Annotated in this window: 21 protein-coding genes and 1 pseudogene; 8 read left to right on the top strand and 14 right to left on the bottom strand. The window is 44.4% G+C overall.

The window, feature by feature from the left end:
* Positions 1-87: 87 nt before the first annotated feature.
* From AC2A06_RS07060 to AC2A06_RS07040, 5 genes and pseudogenes are all read left to right on the top strand, one after another.
* The gene (locus tag AC2A06_RS07060) at positions 88-216 is read left to right on the top strand and encodes a hypothetical protein (protein ID WP_484379830.1); all 129 of its coding nucleotides are present in this window, start codon (positions 88-90) and stop codon (positions 214-216) included.
* 185 nt (positions 217-401) lie between these two features.
* A complete protein-coding gene (locus AC2A06_RS07055) occupies positions 402-1,427 on the top strand; it encodes an AAA family ATPase (protein WP_484379829.1) in 1,026 nt (341 codons plus the stop codon).
* Positions 1,427-2,422 (top strand): DUF4435 domain-containing protein, encoded by a 996-nt coding sequence (locus AC2A06_RS07050; protein WP_484379828.1) that lies wholly within the window; start codon positions 1,427-1,429, stop codon positions 2,420-2,422. The genes AC2A06_RS07055 and AC2A06_RS07050 overlap by 1 nt, the downstream gene beginning before the upstream one ends.
* A 156-nt stretch (positions 2,423-2,578) precedes the next feature.
* Positions 2,579-2,875: a hypothetical protein gene (locus AC2A06_RS07045; RefSeq protein WP_484379827.1), complete on the top strand. Its 297-nt coding sequence runs from the start codon at positions 2,579-2,581 to the stop codon at positions 2,873-2,875.
* Between the two features lie 491 nt (positions 2,876-3,366).
* Positions 3,367-3,438, top strand: a pseudogene (locus AC2A06_RS07040) (integrase core domain-containing protein); the annotation flags it as partial.
* A gap of 59 nt (positions 3,439-3,497) precedes the next feature.
* On the opposite strand, the gene AC2A06_RS07035 reads toward AC2A06_RS07040, so the two are convergent.
* Entirely contained in the window at positions 3,498-4,136 is a 639-nt protein-coding gene (locus AC2A06_RS07035; protein WP_484379826.1) for a DUF6710 family protein, read from the bottom strand.
* Positions 4,137-4,305: 169 nt separating this feature from the next.
* Here AC2A06_RS07035 and AC2A06_RS07030 point away from each other — a divergent pair, with 169 nt between their 5' ends.
* Positions 4,306-4,575 (top strand): hypothetical protein, encoded by a 270-nt coding sequence (locus AC2A06_RS07030; RefSeq protein WP_484379825.1) that lies wholly within the window; start codon positions 4,306-4,308, stop codon positions 4,573-4,575.
* 440 nt (positions 4,576-5,015) lie between these two features.
* Here the strand turns inward: AC2A06_RS07030 and AC2A06_RS07025 are convergent, their stop codons facing one another.
* The 9 genes from AC2A06_RS07025 to ssb1 all read right to left on the bottom strand — a co-directional run bounded on the left by AC2A06_RS07025 (position 5,016) and on the right by ssb1 (position 15,547).
* Complete coding sequence (locus tag AC2A06_RS07025) at positions 5,016-6,050, bottom strand: radical SAM protein (protein ID WP_484379824.1); 1,035 nt, start codon at positions 6,048-6,050, stop codon at positions 5,016-5,018.
* A gap of 3 nt (positions 6,051-6,053) precedes the next feature.
* Positions 6,054-6,455 (bottom strand): hypothetical protein, encoded by a 402-nt coding sequence (locus AC2A06_RS07020; RefSeq protein ID WP_484379823.1) that lies wholly within the window; start codon positions 6,453-6,455, stop codon positions 6,054-6,056.
* Positions 6,439-6,816, bottom strand: a complete 378-nt coding sequence (locus AC2A06_RS07015) for a hypothetical protein (protein WP_484379822.1) — start codon at positions 6,814-6,816, stop codon at positions 6,439-6,441. The genes AC2A06_RS07020 and AC2A06_RS07015 overlap by 17 nt, the downstream gene beginning before the upstream one ends.
* Positions 6,817-6,830: 14 nt before the next feature.
* On the bottom strand, positions 6,831-9,464 hold the full coding sequence (locus AC2A06_RS07010) for an SMEK domain-containing protein (RefSeq protein ID WP_484379821.1): 2,634 nt from the start codon (positions 9,462-9,464) through the stop codon (positions 6,831-6,833).
* Positions 9,465-9,618: 154 nt separating this feature from the next.
* Complete coding sequence (locus AC2A06_RS07005; RefSeq protein ID WP_484379820.1) at positions 9,619-10,044, bottom strand: hypothetical protein; 426 nt, start codon at positions 10,042-10,044, stop codon at positions 9,619-9,621.
* Positions 10,031-12,064 (bottom strand): integrase, encoded by a 2,034-nt coding sequence (locus AC2A06_RS07000; RefSeq protein ID WP_484379819.1) that lies wholly within the window; start codon positions 12,062-12,064, stop codon positions 10,031-10,033. The genes AC2A06_RS07005 and AC2A06_RS07000 overlap by 14 nt, the downstream gene beginning before the upstream one ends.
* Complete coding sequence (locus AC2A06_RS06995) at positions 12,057-13,619, bottom strand: site-specific integrase (RefSeq protein WP_484379818.1); 1,563 nt, start codon at positions 13,617-13,619, stop codon at positions 12,057-12,059. The genes AC2A06_RS07000 and AC2A06_RS06995 overlap by 8 nt, the downstream gene beginning before the upstream one ends.
* Positions 13,606-14,853, bottom strand: coding sequence for a tyrosine-type recombinase/integrase (locus tag AC2A06_RS06990; RefSeq protein WP_484379817.1), 1,248 nt, complete (start codon positions 14,851-14,853; stop codon positions 13,606-13,608). Before AC2A06_RS06990 ends, AC2A06_RS06995 begins: the two co-directional genes overlap by 14 nt.
* Positions 14,854-15,010: 157 nt before the next feature.
* Positions 15,011-15,547: a single-stranded DNA-binding protein SSB1 gene (gene ssb1 / locus AC2A06_RS06985; RefSeq protein WP_473196656.1), complete on the bottom strand. Its 537-nt coding sequence runs from the start codon at positions 15,545-15,547 to the stop codon at positions 15,011-15,013.
* 287 nt (positions 15,548-15,834) lie between these two features.
* Here ssb1 and uvrA point away from each other — a divergent pair, with 287 nt between their 5' ends.
* A complete protein-coding gene (gene uvrA, locus AC2A06_RS06980) occupies positions 15,835-18,666 on the top strand; it encodes an excinuclease ABC subunit UvrA (protein ID WP_473196655.1) in 2,832 nt (943 codons plus the stop codon).
* A gap of 72 nt (positions 18,667-18,738) precedes the next feature.
* On the opposite strand, the gene AC2A06_RS06975 is transcribed toward uvrA, so the two are convergent.
* The 3 genes from AC2A06_RS06975 to AC2A06_RS06965 form a co-directional block, all read right to left on the bottom strand.
* Positions 18,739-19,101, bottom strand: a complete 363-nt coding sequence (locus AC2A06_RS06975; protein WP_473196654.1) for an MmcQ/YjbR family DNA-binding protein — start codon at positions 19,099-19,101, stop codon at positions 18,739-18,741.
* A 33-nt stretch (positions 19,102-19,134) separates the two neighbouring features.
* Positions 19,135-20,328: an amino acid aminotransferase gene (locus AC2A06_RS06970; RefSeq protein ID WP_484379816.1), complete on the bottom strand. Its 1,194-nt coding sequence runs from the start codon at positions 20,326-20,328 to the stop codon at positions 19,135-19,137.
* Positions 20,329-20,411: 83 nt separating this feature from the next.
* Entirely contained in the window at positions 20,412-20,879 is a 468-nt protein-coding gene (locus tag AC2A06_RS06965) for an Lrp/AsnC family transcriptional regulator (protein WP_023490533.1), read from the bottom strand.
* 314 nt (positions 20,880-21,193) lie between these two features.
* Here AC2A06_RS06965 and AC2A06_RS06960 point away from each other — a divergent pair, with 314 nt between their 5' ends.
* Positions 21,194-21,961 carry a transporter substrate-binding domain-containing protein gene (locus AC2A06_RS06960; protein WP_473196652.1) on the top strand — a complete coding sequence of 256 codons (768 nt, stop codon included), beginning with the start codon at positions 21,194-21,196 and terminating at the stop codon, positions 21,959-21,961.
* A 42-nt stretch (positions 21,962-22,003) separates the two neighbouring features.
* On the opposite strand, the gene alr is transcribed toward AC2A06_RS06960, so the two are convergent.
* Positions 22,004-23,083 (bottom strand): alanine racemase, encoded by a 1,080-nt coding sequence (gene alr, locus AC2A06_RS06955; protein ID WP_484379815.1) that lies wholly within the window; start codon positions 23,081-23,083, stop codon positions 22,004-22,006.
* Between the last annotated feature and the right edge of the window lie 3 nt (positions 23,084-23,086).

Genomic DNA, 23,086 nt, shown 5'->3' with positions numbered 1-23,086 from the left:
ACTGAGGAGTGACAGGGAGTCTTGAAGTGATCATTCATAACCCAAGCCGACCACTAGGTACATCTAAATTCAATTTCCACTGGAAAGATGGAAAAAGATGGAATAAGCAAACTGCCAGGATGGGTGATTGTCTCTGGTAGCTTAGGTAATGCCCCTGCTCAGCGTATTGAGTTCAACCAAGAAAATTTCTTCAAGATGATTACGGCATTTGCTTGATGAGCTGAGGGGAGAACGGAAACGCAGTTCCTGGCCAGCCAGAGCACCTTCCGAGAAAAGCACAGAGCGGAAAGCACAATCGTGTCTTTGCAACGATCCCGTGTTCCGTTGCAAAAACACACATCACTATCAAGCGCACGGCCGATCGCATACAATAAAGACTACCCCCTGAGAGAGAATGAATTATGCACCCAACATTAAAATCACTAAAAATAACGCAATTATTCGGGTATAAAAATATAGAACTTGAGTTTAAACCTGTGACCGTGATCGTTGGAAAGAATGGTCTAGGGAAAACAACGGTTCTTAAAATTCTGAATGCGCTGTTGAGTCAGGAGCGCTGTGACGAACTGCGTCTGTGTTCTACCGCTGAATTAACCTTTAGCAATGAGGGATTAATAAAATACGACAAGAGTATAAGTAATTACATATCAAGTGAGTTTGAGTTTAACAAGATGAACTCAGATTTTTTAATAGAAAGTAGTTATCTTGATGATAACAGCAATTCAATTCAACACATTAAAAACAAAGCTCTTCATATTGCTAATGATATCTTAAAAAATAAATATTATATAGAAAGCAAATTAGAAGCACTCAAACCATACCCGCAACCGCCTTACCGTTATACACCAAGCGGAATTATACTTAGTGAGGTAATTAATAACTTCATAAACCAACATGCCAAAGTAAGTTATATTTCAACGATCAACATGAGTGCCAACTCCCAACAAAAAATCATAGGCAGTGACGGTAAAGAGCGTAACTTTCTTGATTTTGAAATTGAAAATGAGATTAAAGAACTCGAAAAAGCCCCTTCAGGTAAATTTACCAAGTTATTCATGAAAGAAATGAATAAAATGTACCTGGATAATCACAAAAGAATTAAAATTGATTCGAAGTTTTATGTAGAAGAAACAAAAGGGGTCAAACGTCAGCTTAAGCTACAAAACTTGTCTTCCGGTGAACGCCAACTGATGTACATCTTGGCAAAAGTCGCCAACACAAGAAATGCCCCAACGTTTCTCTTAATGGATGAACCCGAAATTTCTTTGCATTTACACTGGCAGGAGAATATTCTCGACTGCATCAAATTAATAAACCCCCACTGTCAAATCGTGGTAGTGACTCATAGTCCTGCCATTATCATGAATGGGTATATGGATGCTTATGTCGAAATGAAAGACATCACCACAGATGGGGAGAGCGCGTGATGGAATTTTCTACCTATTTAACCTCGGGAAATTATATTCATGCTAGTACCACTCTCCAAAACGGCATTGCACAAGGCTTGCTTTATGTAGAGAATCCCTCCGATATATCCTTTTGGCGATGCATCGTACAACACCAAGCCAAAGATCGCTATGTTGTTAAACCGGCTTCAAAGGAAAACGCGAACGGAAAACGAACGCTTGAAAAAATGTACCCGGACTTACACAAGTCTTTGCTCGTGGGTGTAGACAGTGATTTTGACTATATATGCCCTGAACGGCATGCCAACGCTGTAGCCCTAAATCAGAATTGTTTTGTTTTGCATACCTTTGCATACTCTAGAGAGAGTTATGAATGCTGTCATGACGCGATAAAGGGATTATGTGAGACGCTTTATTACCATGCTCAATTGCCTTCACAGATCCATGTTGCATTGAGTGTTTACTCCAGCATAACTTATCCTGCGTTATGCCTTTTTGCCTTTTTACATAACCAGGACTGGCAACAACACATCGATGGCCTCTTCATCGAAGCAGTGAAACTTCCCGCAGAAAGCTGCTTACTCAAAGATGATTTAACCATCAACCAGACTGTTATCAGTCAATTTGAGACCAAGGTTAAACAGTATATCGATACATATTCCGAACAAATCGATGACCACGAAGAATATACTCACTTCGTTGAAAGTCTTCGCGATAAGAATATCAATGAAGGAACGGCATATCTTTTTGTTGATGGGCATAGCCTTCAAGATAGAATAATAAAACCCATGCTTAAAAAGATAATAAATTTAACGAAATTTAGAGAAACTGAGCATGTAAAATCGACGTATGCAAACGAAACACAAAAATCAACTCAACAGACAAAAATAAACGAGATAAAGAATTTTTATAAGTACAGAAATTTGGATACTCTGTTTTTTTCTCGCCAAGACTACACTGAGCTTGCTATCTATACTCAAATTCGTGATAAATTTCAGGCCGTGTTGGATAGCTGATAACAACTCCACCATCCAGTGAACACACCATAAAAACATACCGTTAATGGGTCAAGTAATCAACACATTGAATACTTGACCTATACAATAGCAGATTGTTAGAGGGACATGAATCAGTGTTACACTGATTCAACGTATACTACCGGAGCATCAACAATGAGCAATAAAGGATGGGTTTATCAGAGTGAGCAAGGAATTGGTTTATATCAGGAAATGACGCTTGAGAATAACAATGATAATCCTGCGCTCATTGAGATATCAAACCCGATTTATTTCAGAGTCGACTATGCAACCAATGCAGACGGAAAAGCATTCGGGAAACTTATAGCTGAAATCTCGGCTGACGTGTTTGATGAAATTGCAGTTGCCTGGTGTAAACAGAGAAAATTACAAGGCGCTTTAGGTGGTCCCGTAGGAAAGGAATGGGGTAGCCCGGACTGCGACTACGAGTAGGTTTGTAATGTTCAAACTGGGGGAAAAAATATGTACTACCTTGCAGAGGATCCCTTCTAGGTAATGCAAACTTGGAGGGTATATGAAAAAATTAAAACAGCAGTACAAACACGCAGTATTTCAGCGACGTGCTCAATAGCCTGAGAACCACGACCGGCGCTAATGGTAATCCAGTTTTTTGGCATAGCAACGATTTGAAATATATGGCGCATCTCACTATACTGGAGTTGCAAGGAAGGAAGATCACCTGTTACTTTTGCTGCCTAACAAACGGCAAAGTAACACCAAATGCCCCAGTTCAAATTGGGCTTTTTTATATGTACTCCAACAAAAGGGCCTATACAAGGAGCAGCGGGAGTATTTTAAAGACACTTACCAACATTAACGCGGTAGCAACAGCGGCTACAGTGTAATGCTGACCGAGTACTCACTGAGCCACTTCGAGTCAGAAATCGGTGGCTGAATTCTCGTCTGTTACGTCTGATCATCAGTTCCGAACTCTTTCAGAAGTGTGAGAGTTAACAGAAAACTGGCGTACAGAATATAACGAGGAACAACCGCATAGAGTAACTATTATGTTATTTAGTCCTGCATTAAAAAATTATGCATTCGTTATTTCACTTTACTCAGTAAGAAGACGGCCAATCTCAAAAAATGCCGCATGCCGCCATGACCTGACCCGCTCTTTCTTTTGCTCATCCACAAACCAATAAATACCATCTGTACTGACATGTTCAAAAAGATAAGACATATCATATACATGATTGGGTATGATACTTCCCTCACCAGCCAAGATACCTGCCGTGATCGAGTGATTCCCTCCCTTAATAAAACCAATCTTCCATGGCAACCAAACCGTTATGTAGTGATTACTAAAATCTTGCTTCCAGGGGTTGCCCTTACGGCCTCCTATAGTAGATAAGTTATCTAGGTACCGATTCATACTCCAAGGCCAAGGCAGCAACATATCTATTGCCAACGAAAGCGGATACTCATTTTTATCCTTCTCAACTTGACGCATCTGCTCTATGTCCAACAACAAAGAAATATCTTTGAAGAAAAACCATCCCTCATCGAGATCAGGTCTTGCATCCGTACCTTCTTCTGCGACAGCCAACAAGAAATCACACTGTGTGGGCAGCACAATAGCCCGCAATAAGTCAGGAAGCGCCGATTGAGGTAATCTGTTTGCTGTCATAAGTAGATGTTCAAACTTTGCTTTACCATCACTGGTTCCAGCTCTGCTTCTTCTCCAGAACATACCGCTCCAAATCATTTTGATGTGTAGTAATAAATGAACTCTAAGTTAACTCCTGAACTGTAGCAAGATGATCTTACCCAGCGATAGTCATCTACCTTCTAAACATAGGGCCTGAGGGAGATGGAATGACAAGTGAAATATATTTATTCAGAACGTAAAGCCAGCGTTATTGCAAATTTACCGCCCTTTAAAATATAATCGCCGCGACATTAATAATCAAGAAAAAATAACCAATTCAGACTTGGCCATAGAGTTTGCTTCAAAGAAAAAGACACCAAACCCTACAGAAATCAAAACATCTCCCCACATAAGATCTCATATTGTTGGTACGTTAGAAATAAGAGACATTGAATTATTTATTGATGACAGAGAAAAAATCACGGCAATCATCAACGGTATCCTTAATGAGCAATTTCGTGTAAACTATATTCTTCTTTAGAATGATAAAAGATAAATAAATCTCTTATAAAAGACTCCAAAGAAGAAATAAAAATTATTTTCACGAATATAAAAGAGGTTCAGAAAAAACATTCAATGTAAGTTTCTTAAAAAAGAAAGTGGCAGATAGTTTAATCCGTGTTAATTCTACACACGATGCATAAACCACAGTAAAACTAATAGCTCTTCACAGAGAAAAATGATAACGTTAATTAGAGGAACAGATAGGTATTTTATCCAAAAAAATTTTCATAAATGACTAACGCACTTCTCAATGTAAAAAATAAATAGTCTACGGGAGATTTTATCGAACACCTGGGCAAATAATGAAAGAACCGCCGGATGGCGGTCTTCGCTTTAAACTATGATTGTCGAATTAATATTTACATAGATTAATATGAATATTAAATCAAGGTGACGAGCAGTTTCCAAAGTTATAGATTATCGTTTCCCACAAATTACTATTTGGTCAAAAATAGGACAACCATTCATACAGTTAGATCTATGACTACACCCTCCACAACGATTTGAATTAAAGTAATCACGAAAAGATTGCATGTTTTTGGATTTCGTCCATATGTCTATTAGTGATGTATCATCATTCAATAGATCACCAGATGCTAGCCCACTTTGAAATGAGCATGGGTATACTTTCAAGTCTTCAGCCACATACATTGAAAATCTTGCTGCGTCACACGCATCAACCATCACTGGACTAGCATCTGTTCTCGCAAATACTCCACTAACACAGCAAGCATCAAATCCGACCTTTATTTTTCTCTCTGCTGATGTAGCTAACTTATAGAATTCATCGAGTCTTTCACTGTTTCTCAACATCCTACCTTCAAAAATCTTTCTTCCTGAAGGCTTATAATTAAGAAATATAACTGCATTGATACCTCTCAAAAATTCCGGAGGTTCCTTTAGCCAGCTTATTGCCGTATCAATGCTGTGAGCATCTAAGATAAAGTGTAAATTAACTTTAACTCCCATGCTAATCAGCTTATACAAACTCTGTTCAGTTTCATCATACGGTGGGTATGCAGAAACAGCCACTGCTCCACAGTACTTTTTTGTAGCATCAATTATTTTATCACTCAGTCCACGTCCATTCGTTGTATAGTTAGGAACAATTCCTTTTAGTCTCGTATACTCTAGTACTTCTATGAAATCTGGATGCTGATTTGGATTTCCCCCTCCCAAAGCAACCTGAAAAGTGCCCATATCAGCAGCTTGATCTACAACCATCTTATAATCACTTAGGCTCATATGACCGCCGCGATTTGTCGATGACTTGTAGCAAAATGCACATCCCTTGTCACACCAATTCGTTATAGATATATCCATTAACTCCGGTCCATGGGGAGACCAGAATGGCTCTCTCTTTCCCCTATCAGGAATACGAGCGAAGAAACCTGTAAGACTGTTAAAAATAGATGTATAGCCAAGATTTTTAAACCGATTTATCTTAAGCATAAATCACCAGTAATTATTATAAGCATTGATGTAGAAGTGTTCAGAATCAATTTCAAAAACAGCCATACAAAGTAAAGACTCAGCAAACTGGCCTTCACTACTCAAAGATGAGGTAATGACGGTTCTCCCATTTTCGATGCCATCTTTCATCTTATCTATAACTGCTGGAGTAAACTCATAAGAGCCTAATAAAGCGTTTGCTTCTTCTACTGTTTCTATTAATTTACCGCAATTTATAATCGCATCATTGAGTTCAAAATACATCTCACAAAACAGTTCCCCCACGGGGCCATCCTTATCCACTCCGACCGACTCAAGAAATTTATCAAGAGTAAACTCACTGTCCGAGATATATACAAATGAGGTCGATGAACTATTGGATACAAAATCAAGTTTTATTTTCATTATGCACCTTATTTAGTCTTACAAGACTATCCATTACAACTTCCAACTTGTTTTCTTCATATGCATCGTCAACTACTTGTGGTAGCCAAGTCACAGCAAATATTCTCTCGGCCTCCAAGTCATCATTGCTCAGATTTTTTCCATATCGAATCTCTACGTAATCCGATAAACATCCATACTCAACAGAGTAAAATCGCTCATACTCTTCTTTCACGTTAATTGAAGATTCGAAAAATGCGTCATAGACCGAGGAAAAAAGCTGTCCTCCGAGACCACCCTCCGATATTCCCAAAGACGACAGGAATTCTTCTATGTTTGGCTCCCATGAGGTAGCAATAATAATCTTAACTTCATCTTTCACAGATCTTCCACTCCCTATTCGAGTTCACTTAAACATGTTCGAACGTTATCAGAGTTGGCCTTTCGACAAAAATCAATGGCCACAACAAAATTAGGCTTTTTCTTATATTTATTAAATAAATTAAAAGTATACTCTCTTTGATTCCAATATACATAAGGTAATAAATATAAAATAAATGTCAATATCAACGGTTCAAGTGATAGTTTTTCCTCATCACTAAGATCTTTCAATCCTCCAACTTGCTTACTAAGATTATCTCTCCAGCCCCTGCCTCTATATCCTTGGCTATCACAATACATAAAGTTTAAAAAACGCTCTGACTCAGAGTCACTCAAGTTACCTAAGTGCTCATTTAGAACTCCTAAATTAAGAAGCTCAGTATCATTTCTTTTTTTGAAAAGAAACCAAGCAACAGCTTGTATTTCTCTTCTACTGGAACTATTTTGCAATATACTTTTCACACGTTGAACATCTTTATCCGACTGTATCGCTGATGACAAAAGTGGCAGGTTATTTACGTAGTGATAATTAAATTCATCAAAACTCTCACATATTGACAAAACACTTTGGTTATCGTGTTTACGAGCCAAAATATAGGTATAACGGAATAGGCCTTCATAGATTGGCCATTCACTCATTCGATAAATTATGCTCATATCTGGACCATCTTGATCTGTATCGACCACTATGAAGTAGGCTAGGAGAAAATCTCTCATTTCATCATAGGTAAATGAAATATTCTCAATACCTAGCGTCGCCAATCCAGATGGTGGAACCTCTCTTCTTAAGATAATATCTTCGCCCACTAGTTTATCTATCACTTGTCGCTCAGCAACATTAAATCCTGAACTAGATACCAAAGAAAAGTCTACGCATTCAAACATGGTGCGACAAATTTTTCTTAAAGTACATATAGCTGTTGACTTTTGATCAGTTGGAAAATGATCAATCTTCATCATTAAGTATTTCTCGAACAATTCACCTTTATATATTCCTGAGACATAGCCTATGTCTTGTTTTTCATGTATCTCACAGAATAATCTCAACAAGATTAAGTCATTTTTCAGAAACTCCTTTGACTCTTTTGACAATCTAGCCTTTATATTGAAATGTTTAAAGTAATCATCCAAAAGTTTTGACTTATTATAATCTGACATTTCATTTCTAAGATTTTTTATTCGATAAAGGTAATCAGAAAACTGAATATCAAATACCTCTGAAAATTTATGCTCGAAGAACTCATTCCTGCACGTAATAATAATCTTTACAAAATCATATTGACATAATGCCTCAAGGAATACTTTCAATTCATCAACAAATCCCTGAAGATCACTGACCTCATTTATTCCATCTAAAGTAATAACAAATGGCTTTCCTGATTCGGTTGAAACATTATTTAGGAGCTCGAAAAGTTCATGCACACTTTTCAAGTTTGGACAGTATCTGTTGTTCGTTATATAAGAAATAATCCTATTAGGACCTGCGTAATTATTCAGCAGTCTTGCCGGTATAAATATTGTTGGAACCTCAAATAACCGAAATTGATTTTCGACTAAATCACAAACAAAATTAGTTTTTCCTTGCCCAGCCATACCTGTAATCAAAAATATCTTAGCTATGGAAATTTTTATTTTTTCAAGCGCATTTTCTAAATAGCTATAAACACCGCTACCATTTGATTCAACATTAAATTTAAAGACTTTCCAGTAGTTTTCCAAATCAGATTTTGGCGTATATCTATTTTTCTCATCCCTTTTCCAAGAGAAAGGAACTACAATTTCCTTAAATTTCTCAATAATCTCTTTCTGCTTTAAAAATCTATCAGTTAGATCTATAATATTCTTTGGCTCTGGTAAGCATGCCGCATCACTCATGTTAATTTTTAACGGTTCTACTTTAGCCATACCAAGGATAGTGTTAAAGTGTTTAAGACTGATACGCTGCAAATCATCATCAATTTTTCTATAAAAAAACATTGGATTCGCAAAGTATCTAACGCAATCCTTGACCTCAGAAGTCTCCATAAATATAGATGGAATATATTTTCTGGATTTCTTTTCATCTTCAATTTTCTTCTGACTTACGTTTATGAATTCGGTTAAACTCTTTCTAAATCTAAGATTTGAATCAACTTTGTCAAATGCAGACTCAAGATGTTCCCTAATAAAACCCAGTTTTTCATTACTTAATAAACTTATTATTTTAGCCAAATCATTATAATCTATAATATGTTCCACTGCATTGAAATTAATAGATAAAGCTTTAGTTTCAGCATCAAGAGCTTGTGATTTATATGTCTTCTGCCTCTCCGTGATTACATAGATATAAAGGTTATCAAATTGTGTGTGTAAATTATGTTCCTGAAATTTTTTAAGTGTCATACATATTTTTTGACTAGATGGATCGGCAGTTATTTGAATAGATGTCCTACTTTTATCACAGCCCAAGTCTACAGCTGGAAAGTTCATTTTCACACGGTTTTGGTTTTTTAGCCCAGGACACTTCAAAGCTACTGATAATATAGGAATGAGAAAATTTTCCGCTATTATGTTAATGTCGAACATTCCGGTTGCATTTGAAATCTTAACCTCGGATGCAAACCGCCCTAACAGTGAGTTAATTCTTGTTAACAGCTCTTGCTGATTCATATTTATCTCAACTAAATTAAGGTGTAACATTTAATCGTCATAAACAGCCGTGATCATTCTATATTAAAGGAAGGTAATTCACCCATTAGTCGTTTAGCTTTAGGTCACGAACTTAAATTTTAACGATCTTAGCTGTCAATTATATATTTGATTTTTAACGAATTTCTCCATCTGTTCTCTCTCGATCTATTTTGGGTAGTGGCACATTAAGTTGATGCTCTTTCATTCCATGTTTGTATGCATTGTATTGCCAGATCACAAACTGCTGTTTGTACCTCCGATTCTCTTCTTTAAGCTCTTCGATTTCACTTTCAAGATTCACAATCCTAGCGGCTGCAATGTTCAAACTAGCTGGACGAGGATTTTTGGAACCTCGGCCTTTAAGCGCCTCTTTCTTCGTTTGATAGGCAGTCACAATTGCCTCATGTGCATAAAGTGACTGTCTTGACGGCAACTTTCCTACCAATGGCTCTGCCGCCTCACAGATTGCTGACCAAGACAGTTTTGGTTCCTGCCATCCTCGAATTAGGTTCACGATGGCATTAATATCTCTATTATCCAGATGCTTAGCCAAAACCACCCCCTAATAATATTGTCAAATTGTCTAACATTACGGCTTCTTCACTTTCTTTGCCTCTTTGCTCAATAGCTTCAATGGACTTCTTTTCGGCAACACGGCGAAGCTGACTAAAATCATTGCCCCAAAGCTTAATCTGGGCGCCATTTTCAATATCTGGGTTTTCTAAAACAGCTACTAGCTCCCGAAGCCGGGTGATCGTTTTCTTGTGGTACTGATACCAGCGATCAGCCCCCATCTCACCGCTTTCCACAGACACGTCAGCAAGCAAAAACAGCTGTTCCGACTTCACCAAACGTTTCTTAATTCGATCCAATATTTCTGTATCCTCGCCTTTGATACAAACCTGTTCAGTACAATTAATGCAATCTCTGAACTTCTCACAGGGGCTCATGGTGTAGTCATGCACACAATAGCCATACTCCGTCACATGGACTGAGGCATGCTCTAATGTATTGAATTCCTGCATAGTCACGGGAAGATGCTTTGCCACCTCGCCAACAGGCCCAAATAGCGCTTTGGTGGGGTCTAGGCGTTCAGCCATAGCAACCAGCTCGTATTCGGTCATGTGGTTGTAAGTTCGATTCTGTTTCACATCGGCCCGCCCTGACCACTTGGCAATTTCCAAGTTTGAGAGTCCACCACGCTGGGCTATGGTGTTGAGCAGGTGCCGTGCCTGATGCGAGGTTAGTTTAACCCGTTTTCCGTTTTCAGCACGGTAACCATGGCGATCAAAGATGCTGGCATGTTTTCCATCCAAAGCCTCTCGAGGCGTCAGATCATTATTGAAGAAGTTATTGGTTGGTTTATGCAATTCAATCGGTATACATCCGCGGTTCTCGTGGAACTGATTTACATTCAGTGCAAACAAGGCATTGCTGTACTTAATCCCCTTGTCTTTATCAAACCACGGAAAGTCATCAGGCAAACGCGCCATAGCGTGCTGCCACAGGCTTTTTAGTGTGTGCACACCATCTTTTTGGGCCAACCGTCGATTATAAAGAGAAGAACGGCATTGTTTTTTGGATTCACAGACAAGACCGAGAGCCATACATGACTGCTCCATCGTCAAAGGCTCATCATCAGCGACATCAGGACAGTTAGCATGGCGGTAAAATCTATCCGGATGTATCTCAATCCACTTGGCCAGTTGTCGAGCATTCTCAGATAACATTTTAGTTCTGGCGACGGCTGTTTTAGCGACGCCGACCATTACTGTGGGTATCCATTTAATGTCTCCCTCATAGCCTTTACCTGCAAAGAAACGCCAGCCATAGCGTTCTATATCTTCGCGATCCGTTTCGAACACCTCACAATCCGCAGGAAGTGCCAACACCTCAGAAATACGCGAGGGAGCTGACATCAGCATGGCAAACACTGATGTTGTGAATATGTCTCTTCCGTCAATTGGATCGTTGGCAAAAATTTCCGCAAGCGCATTGAGGGCGATATCACTTGGTAGTTTCTCTTCCCTATTTTTTTTCGCCTCTCTACCTGTTTTGTTCTTGTCCTCTGCACGCCTAATGGGATTGACCCAATTTTGCACAGCACTTGATACAAGCTGGTTTTCAACAACAAACTTAGCCAGCCGCTCAATCTCTCGGCCACAATGATATGCTGAGCCATCGGAGTAGTGCTGCCTTGCCAATTCAGCTGCTTCATCCAGTACTGAAATCGACAGGCCATCAATATTCGCGTTCCCATTGACTTGAAGCAAAGCCATCTCAACCGCTCGGAGGGCTTTACTTTCATTCTTTGTCCCCGTGGAACGATGCCCCTGCTGATAACGGAAATAGGCTTTGGCGAAATCAATGAACGCGGGGTCTTGTACCTCTTCCTGCATGGGTTTTCGCGTAGTAATGCCTAACTTGGCAAACACAGTTATGTTTGGCCAAACAGGATCTTCCCAATTTAGATCGGAGCCGAATACAGTCAATTGATCTCGGCACTTTGCTATGAATGCTTCAAGGTTTTCTGCTGCTGTCAGCGTAGCCTTTGGCTTAAACTGGAAAATCTCAGCCATTGGTTATTGCTCCCTGCTGACTAAACTCTTCACGACGTTTGGCACAACACATGATCACATCTGCCACCGCGATAATGCTGCGATCAAGTACAGCAGCAATCTGTATGTCGCCAGTTATCTCTTTCACCCGTTCACGCTCGTTGAGCAGTCCCTTATAGACATCCTCATGTGGGCCATCCAGCCAAGGCTGGAAATGCATGCAGGTGTAGCAAGGAATAGGAACATTGGCACCACAAAAGCCATGTTCTCCACAAGTACCAATGCCCTGCCCCATCTCGGTCCGAATACGACTGGTAGGGTCGTTACCTCGATGCGCGTCCCTCTCTGAATCGACAAGTACCCCGACAAAGGCCTGCGCGTATGGTGCCAATTGGAAGCCAACCGCCTCATCAAGCTTTTTCACATGTTCGGGGATATTCTTGATGTAAACGCCTGCGTTTCGGGTGTCCGTATGGTCAAGCAGCTCCGCAATCACCAACTCGCCAAAGCCTTCCCGGGCAGCTCGTGTGCCCGTGGTATAACGAAAACGACGAGCATTGATATGCAATAGCTCACCGGTTCGTTCCGACCGGATATCGGACTTTTCGACGATGTACTGGAGTGTCCCGGTTATCTCTGCTGCGGGTATGTGGAGTTTGTCGGTAGCAAGCAGCTGGCGGAATTCATAAGGAGATTGGACGGCATCTAACACATCAAGATCAGGAAAAAGAGGGATTTGCTGCCGGTCATCTTCCTGCAATTCAAACCCCAAACGATTTTCAACCTGCGCAATCGCATTTCTTGCCTGAGCACTCAGGATTGCCCATAGTTCCAGTGATATTGCAAATGGCTTGAAGTTTATTCGGAAAGAGCTGCTGCGCTGCTTGGCTCGCGGCACATTCAACACATAGAAGGGCTCTCCCTTTTCATTTTTACCACAAAGGACATCGACCACACGAAGCAGCGAGATCTGAATGGGACGACGTCCTGTATGACTGGTGCCAAGTGCCATAGCCAACTCAGCTATAGTAATTAAGCTCTTTTCATAAGCCCGAACAGCCGCCTCGTTAAACGCTGTCAGCTCATTATCCATCAGTGGCCCCTCTTGAGGATCCATGCGCTTAACCGCATCCCCCCTACGATTACCCTTTAGCGTCCAGCCATCTAGCAAGCGGTTCACTTCCTTACTGATGCCGGGATAGCCCAGTTCGTGCCAGGATCGAAGAAAGCCACGGATGGTTGCTAGATACCATTCTGTTGCAGGCGACAGCATCGACCGATAATTAATCAATACCGTATCAGTAATTTCTCTCGCGTCAGTCTCACGCAGCATGTGCTGAAACCGTTCAAGAATATTTTTTGTATGAGAAGAAGAACGATTGGATGCATAAAACGCCAGTGTGCGCAGGCAGCCATCTAGCGTCCCATCTGACAAGTAATGGTGAATATCAGCAAGATTAATAGTGATATTTCTATCCAATGTCCACGATGTGTCATACAACAGAAAAGAGTAGCCATTGGCCCTGGCACGGATTCGTTCTGGTACTAACCCAAGTAAGAGGTTATTCATGGTCATCCTTGAAGTCCTCTGGCAAGCTAGTGCCGTTACCTGCTTGTAATGCCAAAGCAGCCTCAAAACCTTTTTGCCGAATGAAACGCTTGTTGTAAGTCGCTGCGGTTCCCGAGCCATCTCTCCAGCCCATTAAGTACGAACGAAGTTGCTCTTGGCGCTCCTCGCTGACTTGCTCATTCATGGCATCCATTTTTTCTGAAAACTTGCGATTCCAAGTGTGACGGAGCGAATGTCCTGTCGCTGCATACAATTGCGGTGATATAGACCTGACTACGGAAAAAATTTTATGATATCCCCCTTTGGAGATAGGATTTCCCAGAGTTGGTCCACTCTTGTAAGTTACAAACAGATAGTCATTTTTCTTCGCATTTCTGACTTTCCGGCGATCTTGAAGGATATAACTATGCAGTTCTTGAGCTAAGGATTCAGCCAACGGTAAGAGCCGTTCTCTAGTTTTAGCATTAGGCTCATTGGTTCTAGAGTCAGCTTGTTCATCTGCTCTCCTAACGATACGGATCCTGTTAGCGCTAAAATCTATGTCCTGTATTCTTATATTTAATAATTCACCACCTCGGATGCCAAGATAAAACAGAAGCAAGATCATCAGCCGATTGCGGCGCTGCACATCTATTGAGAAAGGGTTTAACTCTGATCTAGGCTGGATGACTTCAAATAGCGCGTCCAATTGAACATCACTCAATGACCTGTCTTGTAAGTCGTGGTTTCTGCGCTTTTTAGATGGTCGGCGCATCTTTATCTGCGCCGCCATAGCATTGATCTTTTCGACAACTTCCAGTTCTGTCGTCTTTAAGATATGCATTGCATACCAGTGTAAATAGTTGGCAAACGTTGTTAGCCGGGAATGCTGTGTCCCGTTATCAACGATATCGGTCATCGCATCTGCCAACCAAGAGGTAGAGGACACAGTTAATGGCCCCTTTCTTTGTTTGCACTGAGCAAAATCTCGCAGATCATCCAGCTCATGTGGCTTCAAGAAGTCTTTGGTCAAAAACCGCTGCTCAAGGTCAATGTCGCGACTCTCTACAAAGCGTAACAACATAACTAGGTTGCTAGCCGCCGCCAACATCGTTGAAAAAGCATCCTCTCTATTGCGGATTTGAGTTGTTAGAAACAGAGTGGGGTAATACATGGGAAGCCCAGAAGCACGATCCACTACCATGCAATAGCGCTCGCCACTATCCATGACAAATATTGTAACTCTGTAGTTCTTTTCCATGCACTCACACCCCATAAACATTACACAATTACAAGGTACACTTTATGTGAAAAATCACCAATTTATACAAGACACTTTTTCCGACGATAGAAACAAAAACCCCTGAATTAACAGGGGGTTGTGTATGAATTCTCTACAAATAACTCACAAGTTAACTCTAGAACGGAATATCGTCGTCAAAGTCCATCGGCGGTTCATTGCTGGTGGCTGGCGGGCTGCTTGGTGCAGGGCGCGCCGGAGCCGGAGCGGACTGACCACCGCTGAACTGGTTGCTGCCTTGTGGTTGCTGAGGCTGCCCCCAACTCCCCTGCTGCTGCCCACCCGCAGGTGCGGCACCACCACCTTGGCGGCCACCGAGCATTTGCATGGTGCCACCCACATTGACCACAATTTCAGTAGTGTACTTTTCTACACCTGCCTGATCGGTCCATTTACGGGTTTGCAGGGCACCTTCGATATAAACCTGAGAACCTTTACGCAGATATTCACCCGCTACTTCAGCCAGCTTGCCAAACAACACCACACGGTGCCATTCGGTTTTCTCTTTCTGCTCGCCAGTGGTTTTGTCACGCCAGCTTTCAGAGGTCGCCAAAGTGATGTTGGCCACTGCGCCACCATTAGGCATGTAACGAACCTCAGGGTCTTGGCCCAGATGCCCGACCAGAATTACTTTGTTTACGCCTCTGCTGGCCATGTTGAATCTCCTGATGAGTCATTAAGTGGCTCTAAACCACGTTTTGCTAAGTCTAAGCTACAAATTGTAGCATGCCATATGCTTAGATTATACCTGCGAAGTATGTTCCATTATTGTCTCTGTAACCAACTTTATTGCATTCACATACTGGATATTCATTCAGGCTTTTTTATGCCATAATTATGCGTTTCGTACTGGCCGTGCCGTTTTTTTGGCTCCCTGAACCACAAAATAGCGGGCAAAAAAACCTGATCGGGTGCGGTGTATTATCAAGCCGGGAAGTGTAAATGGACAATATCGAAGTTCGTGGTGCTCGTACTCATAATCTCAAAAATATCAATCTGATTATCCCGCGTGACAAGCTGATCGTCATTACCGGCCTGTCTGGTTCGGGCAAGTCATCACTGGCCTTTGATACCCTGTATGCCGAAGGGCAACGGCGTTATGTTGAATCACTCTCTGCGTATGCACGCCAATTCCTGTCGCTGATGGAAAAGCCGGATGTCGATCATATTGAAGGGCTTTCGCCCGCGATTTCCATCGAACAGAAGTCCACTTCACATAATCCGCGTTCTACCGTCGGCACCATCACCGAAATTCACGACTATCTGCGCCTGCTATTTGCCCGCGTTGGTGAGCCGCGCTGCCCACAGCATCAGGTTCCGCTGGCGGCACAAACCGTTAGCCAAATGGTGGATAACGTGCTCAGCCAGCCAGAAGGCAAACGCCTGATGTTGCTGGCACCGATAGTGAAAGATCGTAAAGGTGAGCATACCAAAACATTGGAAAACCTGGCGGCCCAAGGTTATATCCGGGCGCGTATTGACGGTGAGGTGTGCGACCTTTCTGATCCACCCAAGCTGGAATTGCAAAAAAAGCACACCATTGAAGTGGTGGTGGACCGTTTCAAGGTCCGTGACGATTTAGCACAACGTCTGGCTGAATCCTTTGAGACGACCTTGGAGCTCTCTGGCGGTACGGCAGTAGTTGCCGATATGGATGATGAACAAGCCGAAGAGTTGCTGTTTTCCGCTAATTTTGCTTGCCCAATTTGCGGCTACAGCATGAGTGAACTGGAACCCCGTCTGTTTTCATTTAACAACCCGGCAGGGGCTTGCCCCACTTGTGATGGGCTTGGGGTGCAACAGTTCTTCGACCCTGAACGTGTGGTGCATAATCCGGAACTTTCACTGGCGGGTGGGGCGATTCGCGGATGGGATCGCCGCAATTTCTACTATTTCCAGATGCTACGCTCACTGGCGGATCATTATGATTTTGATGTGGAAGCCCCATTCAACAGCCTGAGTCGCCAGGTTCAGCAAGCGGTACTGAATGGTTCTGGCAAAGAAACCATTGAATTCAAATATATCAATGATCGCGGTGATACCACTGTGCGCCGCCATCCGTTTGAAGGTGTGCTGCACAATATGGAACGGCGCTACAAAGAAACCGAATCCAGTGCGGTGCGCGAAGAGCTGGCCAAATTTATCAGCAATCGCCCTTGTGTTACCTGCCACGGTACACGCCTACGTGAAGAAGCACGTAATGTGTTTGTGGAAGATACTACCTTGCCAGAGATTTCCGATCTCAGCATCGGCCATGCCATGACCTTCTTCCAGAATATGAAGCTGAGTGGCCAACGCGCCCAGATCGCCGAAAAAGTATTGAAGGAAATTGGCGATCGCCTGAAGTTCCTGGTTAACGTTGGCTTGAATTATCTGTCGCTGTCACGTTCTGCAGAAACCTTGTCCGGTGGCGAGGCGCAACGTATCCGTCTGGCCAGCCAAATTGGTGCGGGTCTGGTGGGCGTAATGTATGTGTTAGATGAGCCCTCCATTGGCCTGCACCAACGTGATAATGAACGCCTATTGGAAACCTTGATTCATCTGCGTAATTTGGGTAACACGGTGATCGTGGTAGAACACGATGAAGATGCCATCCGTGCGGCAGACCATGTGATCGATATCGGCCCCGGTGCCGGTGTGCACGGCGGGCAGGTGGTCGCTCAGGGCAGCGTTGACGATATCATGGCACAAGCGGATTCATTAACTGGCCAGTTCCTGAGTGGCAAACGTGAAATCGCCATCCCAGCACAACGGGTACCTGCCGACCCTAGCAAAGTGTTAAAGCTGACCGGTGCTCGCGGCAATAACCTGAAAGATGTGACGCTAACCCTGCCGGTTGGGCTGTTTACCTGCATTACCGGGGTTTCCGGCTCAGGGAAATCCACGCTGATTAACGATACGCTGTTCCCTATTGCCCAACGCCAGCTCAATGGCGCGGTGATTGCCGAACCCGCCCCTTATCGTGAAGTCAGCGGGTTGGAACATTTCGATAAAGTGATTGATATCGACCAGAGCCCCATTGGCCGGACACCGCGTTCTAACCCAGCCACTTACACCGGTATCTTTACGCCAGTACGTGAACTGTTTGCCGGTGTGCCGGAATCACGCACCCGTGGCTATACGCCGGGCCGCTTCAGTTTTAACGTTAAAGGTGGTCGCTGTGAAGCTTGCCAGGGGGATGGGGTGATCAAGGTAGAAATGCATTTTCTGCCGGACATCTATGTTCCTTGTGACCAATGTAAAGGTAAGCGCTATAACCGCGAAACCTTGGAAGTGAAATACAAAGGCAAGAATATCCACGAAGTGCTGGAAATGACCATTGAAGAAGCACGCGATTTCTTCGATGCGGTGCCAGCACTGGCACGTAAGCTGCAAACACTGATGGAAGTGGGCCTGTCCTATATCCGCTTGGGTCAGTCGGCCACTACTCTGTCTGGTGGTGAAGCCCAACGGGTGAAACTGGCGCGTGAATTGTCAAAACGCGGTACCGGGCAGACACTATACATCCTTGATGAACCGACCACTGGCCTGCATTTTGCTGATATCCAGCAGTTACTGGCGGTGCTGCATCAGTTACGCGATCAAGGCAATACCATCGCGGTGATTGAGCATAATCTGGATGTGATTAAAACCGCAGACTGGATTGTCGATCTGGGCCCGGAAGGTGGCAGCGGCGGCGGTGAAATTCTGGTTGCTGGCACGCCAGAAACCGTGGCGAACTGCAAAGCATCCCATACGGCGCGCTTCCTGAAGCCGATACTGAATAAAAAGTGATGGTCACCGCTCCTGTATCAAGCAGGAGCGGTTTTCGTTATACCCGTAATACTTAAATACAAAGCGAATTATTCAGGATATACAGATTCCCAGTTCCTGGCGCTTCTTCTTCGATAACCCCGCCACCACCAGTTGATATGACATATCAATCAGTTGGTAAAACTGTGAGTCTGGCAAAGCGCTATCCAGGTAGATACTGTTCCAATGCGCTTTATTTAAGTAGTAACCAGGAATAATTTCAGCATGTTGCTCACGCAGCTGTTCCGCCAGCTCTATGTCGCACTTTAATGAGATCACGGGCCGCCCATAGGCTTCACCAATAAGAGCAAACATTTTCTCCGCGACTCTGACCCGATCGGCCTGCCAGTCGCTCTGATAATCCTGTTCACTGCCCGGTTTAGTCAGGCAGTAATCCAGCAATTGCTGTTTGTTCAAGGTGATCTCCTTTGATAACAGCCCGGGCCGCCTTTACTGCACCGCAGCAAAGGCCTCCGCCACCTGACGAACGTTATTATGATTCAGCCCTGCCACACACATGCGGCCACTGTGGATCAAGTAGACACCAAACTCTTCACGCAAGCGTTCAACCTGTGCCGCGCTAAAGCCGGTGTAACTGAACATGCCACGCTGCTCCAGCAGGTAATCAAAATTACGTTGTGGCAACGCGCTCTTGAGCGTAGTGACCAACACTTTACGCATTTCTAAAATACGCTGGCGCATAGACTCCACTTCTGCCAGCCACTCGCTGTTCAATTGCGGATCATTGAGCACTTTTGCCACCACTTGTGCACCAAAATTCGGCGGGCTGGAGTAGTTACGGCGCACCGCCGCTTTCAGTTGCCCCAGCACACGTTCAGCGGCCTCACTGCTTTCACACACCACAGAAAGCCCCCCTACCCGCTCACCGTAAAGGGAGAAGATTTTCGAGAACGAGTTACTCACCAGGCATGGCAAACCTGCGGCGGCAATCGCGCGGATAGCATAAGCATCCTGATCCATACCACCACCGAACCCTTGATAGGCGATATCGAGGAACGGAATTAATTCGCGTTCTTTAATCACATCAACCACTTGGTCCCACTGCTGTGCCGTGAGGTCTGATCCCGTCGGGTTGTGGCAACAAGGGTGTAGCAGTGCAATGCTCTTGGCAGGCAGTTGCTTCAGGGCATTCAGCATCGCCGTAAACTTCACAGTCAGGTTTTCGCTGTCGAAATAGGGGTAAGTATTCACCTCAAAACCCGCACCAGCAAAAATGGCTACGTGGTTTTCCCAAGTCGGGTCGCTTACCCAAACCTGCGAGTCCGGGAAATACTTTTTCAGGAAGTCGGCCCCCACCTTTAATGCACCTGAGCCGCCTACGGTTTGGATGGTGGCGATACGCCCTTGTTGCAGCATGGGATGCTCAGCACCGAATAGTAACTGCTGGATTGCGCTGCGGTAAGGTTGCAGACCTTCCATGGGTAAATAAACAGATGCCCCCTGCTCAACGCTGTTTAACTGGGCTTCCGCCTCAGCAACCGCCTTCATCTGCGGGATGATGCCCTGCTCGTTATAATAAAGACCGATACTCAGGTTCACCTTGTGCGCACGGGGATCTTTTTTAAATTTTTCCATCAGCGACAAGATCGGGTCACCGGCATAAGCATCAACATTCTGGAACACGGGTTGGTTCTCCTGATTTGGGTTAGTTGGCCGTTCAATAAAGTTCAGCCTGATTACATTGGGGGGTAAATTTTCCGAGCTGTTTATCTCACGACTGGAAGTAAACCGCCTTCCTTGATCCGCTCAAGTACCACCGCTGTTTTTATATGGGCCACACTCTTGTGGCGGGAAAGCGTCTGGCTGATAAAGCCGCTCAATGCAGGCAAGTCAGCCACAGCTACTTTTAGCAAATAATCGGCATCACCGGCAATCTTGTAAGCATCAACAATCGCCTCAACTTCCCCCAACATTTGATGAAAACTGTCTATCTGTTCCTGGCTATGGGTGATCAGGCTGACCTCTATCATGCCGACTAATCCCAGGCCGACAGCTTCTGGTGCCAGCCGGGCATGGTAGCCCTTGATCAGTTCGGCCTGCTCCAGGCTGATACGCCGCCGCGAACACTGGGAGGCGGAAAGCCCGACTAAATCACTCAACTCCTGGTTTGTCAGACGGCCATTAGCCTGTAACAAAGTCAGGATTTTCATATCGAAATCATCAATGTTGTACATAGCCACCTGTAAAGTGTGTTAATAAATATTGACGTTACAGCCTATCAGTTTTTTTGGCCTTGAAACCAGCTCCATTGCCATGTTGCGAGTTACTTAGCAGTAAAGTCAGTATCTCAACTCCGCTATGGCATAAAAAATGGGTAAATCACGCAAACCAACAACAATTGACGGCTAAGTAGCGCATAAAACCACGAATGTATTCGCCCTATGATTTTAAGCTGTCGGCTGCGTTTGCAGCGCCCCACCGCCATCAAGTGCCGGAGTACCTAGGCAGATGGCAGTTTGAAAGAGGATGGGCTCCACAAGGATATGATATGAAGAAAAGACTCTGTTTACTCTTACTGCTTGCTGCTGGCGGAGCCAGTGCGCAATCCAATCTTGACAAGGTATTGCAGCAAAAAGTTCTGACGGTCTGCACCACTGGTGACTACAAACCTTATACCTTCCTGAAAGAGGATGGCAGCTATGAAGGTATTGATATCGCGATGGCGGAGTCGTTAGCCAACAGCTTGGGTGCCAAGGTGCAATGGGTAAAAACCACCTGGAAAACTCTGATGCCAGACTTTGTATCGGGGAAATGTGATATCGCCATGGGGGGCATTTCGGTAACGCTGAAACGCCAACAACAGGCGTTCTTCGCTGAACAGCTCGGGACAGATGGCAAGATCCCGCTGGTACGCTGTAGCGATGTAAAAAAATACCGCACTATCGCCCAAATTAATCAGCCAACCGTGCGATTGATCGAACCCGCTGGGGGCACCAACGAAGCCTTTGTCCACGCCTATCTGCCTGATGCCAAGCTGACACTTTCCCACGACAATATGGGCATCTTCCAACAGTTGGTGGACCATAAAGCCGATGTGATGATCACCGACGCTTCCGAAGCGTTGTATCAGCAGAAACGCTATCCGCAACTCTGCGCTGTCGATCCAGACAAACCAATGCAATATGGAGAGAAGGCATACATGCTGCCACGTGATGATATGAGCTGGAAGTTGTATGTTGACCAGTGGCTACACCTGAGCAAAGCCACCGGGGAGTATCAGAAAATTATCGATAACTGGCTGGCCGTTAATAAATAACCTGCGGTTATCCCCGCCGCTTTATTAGCGGCGGGCAATGACTCACTCGCCAAGATATTCTATTGCCACACGCTGAGTCAGTTTGGTGATCAACTCATAGGCACTGACACCGCTGCAAGCCGCAACCCGCTCAACCGGCAGTTCATTGCCCCAAAATACCGCTTCATCGCCTACTTTATCGCTGGCATCTGGCCCCAGATCGACCGAGATCATATCCATGGAGACCCGGCCAACGATCGGCACCTCGCGCCCATTAACCCATACTGGCGTACCTGAAGGCGCGCTACGCGGATAACCATCGCCATAGCCCATGGCCACCACCGCCAGGCGCGTATCGCGCGGACTTACCCAGGTGCCACCATAGCCTACCGGTTCACCGGCTTTATGTTCACGCACCGCAATCAAACTCGACTTCAGCGTCATCGCCGGTTGCAAGCCAAAGCAACTGGCATCCTGTGTCTCCAGTGGAGAAACGCCATACAGAATAATACCCGGACGCACCCAATCATGGTGAGCCTGCGGCCACAGTAAGATCCCGCCGGAAGCAGAGATGGATTTTTGCCCCGGTTTAGCGTCAACAAACGCGTTAAAACTGGCGATTTGCTGTTCAGTCACCCCCGCCTGCGGTTCATCGGCGCGGCTGAAGTGACTCATGATATTCACCGGATGCACCACATTGTGGCAAGCACTCAACCGCTGATAAAACGCCTCGGCTTGCTCCGGACGCACCCCTAAGCGGTGCATGCCCGTATCCAGCTTCATCCATACCCGTACCGGCTGAGCCAGTTCACACTGCTCCAGTGCTTCCAGTTGTTCAATGCTGTGCACCGCCGTTTCGATATTGTTCACCACCAGCATCGGCAGGTCGCTGGCACAAAAAAAGCCTTCCAGCAGCAGGATCGGCTTCACTATCCCCCCCGCTCGCAGCATCAGGGCTTCATCAATGCGCGCCACACCATAACAATCAGCATCCTGCAACGTGTGGGCCGTTTCCAGCAGACCGTGCCCATAAGCGTTTGCTTTGACAACAGCAACCAAGCGACTTTGTGGTGCCAGACGACGCACCTGCTGCATATTATGTCGCAGAGCACGGCGGTCGATTACAGCGGTTGCCGCTTTCATTTC

The sequence above is a fragment of the Serratia sp. HNCC26DJ244 genome, from assembly GCF_057180565.1.
The sequence above is the reverse complement of the archived record's forward strand: the minus strand, read 5'-3'. Positions and strand labels throughout refer to the sequence as shown.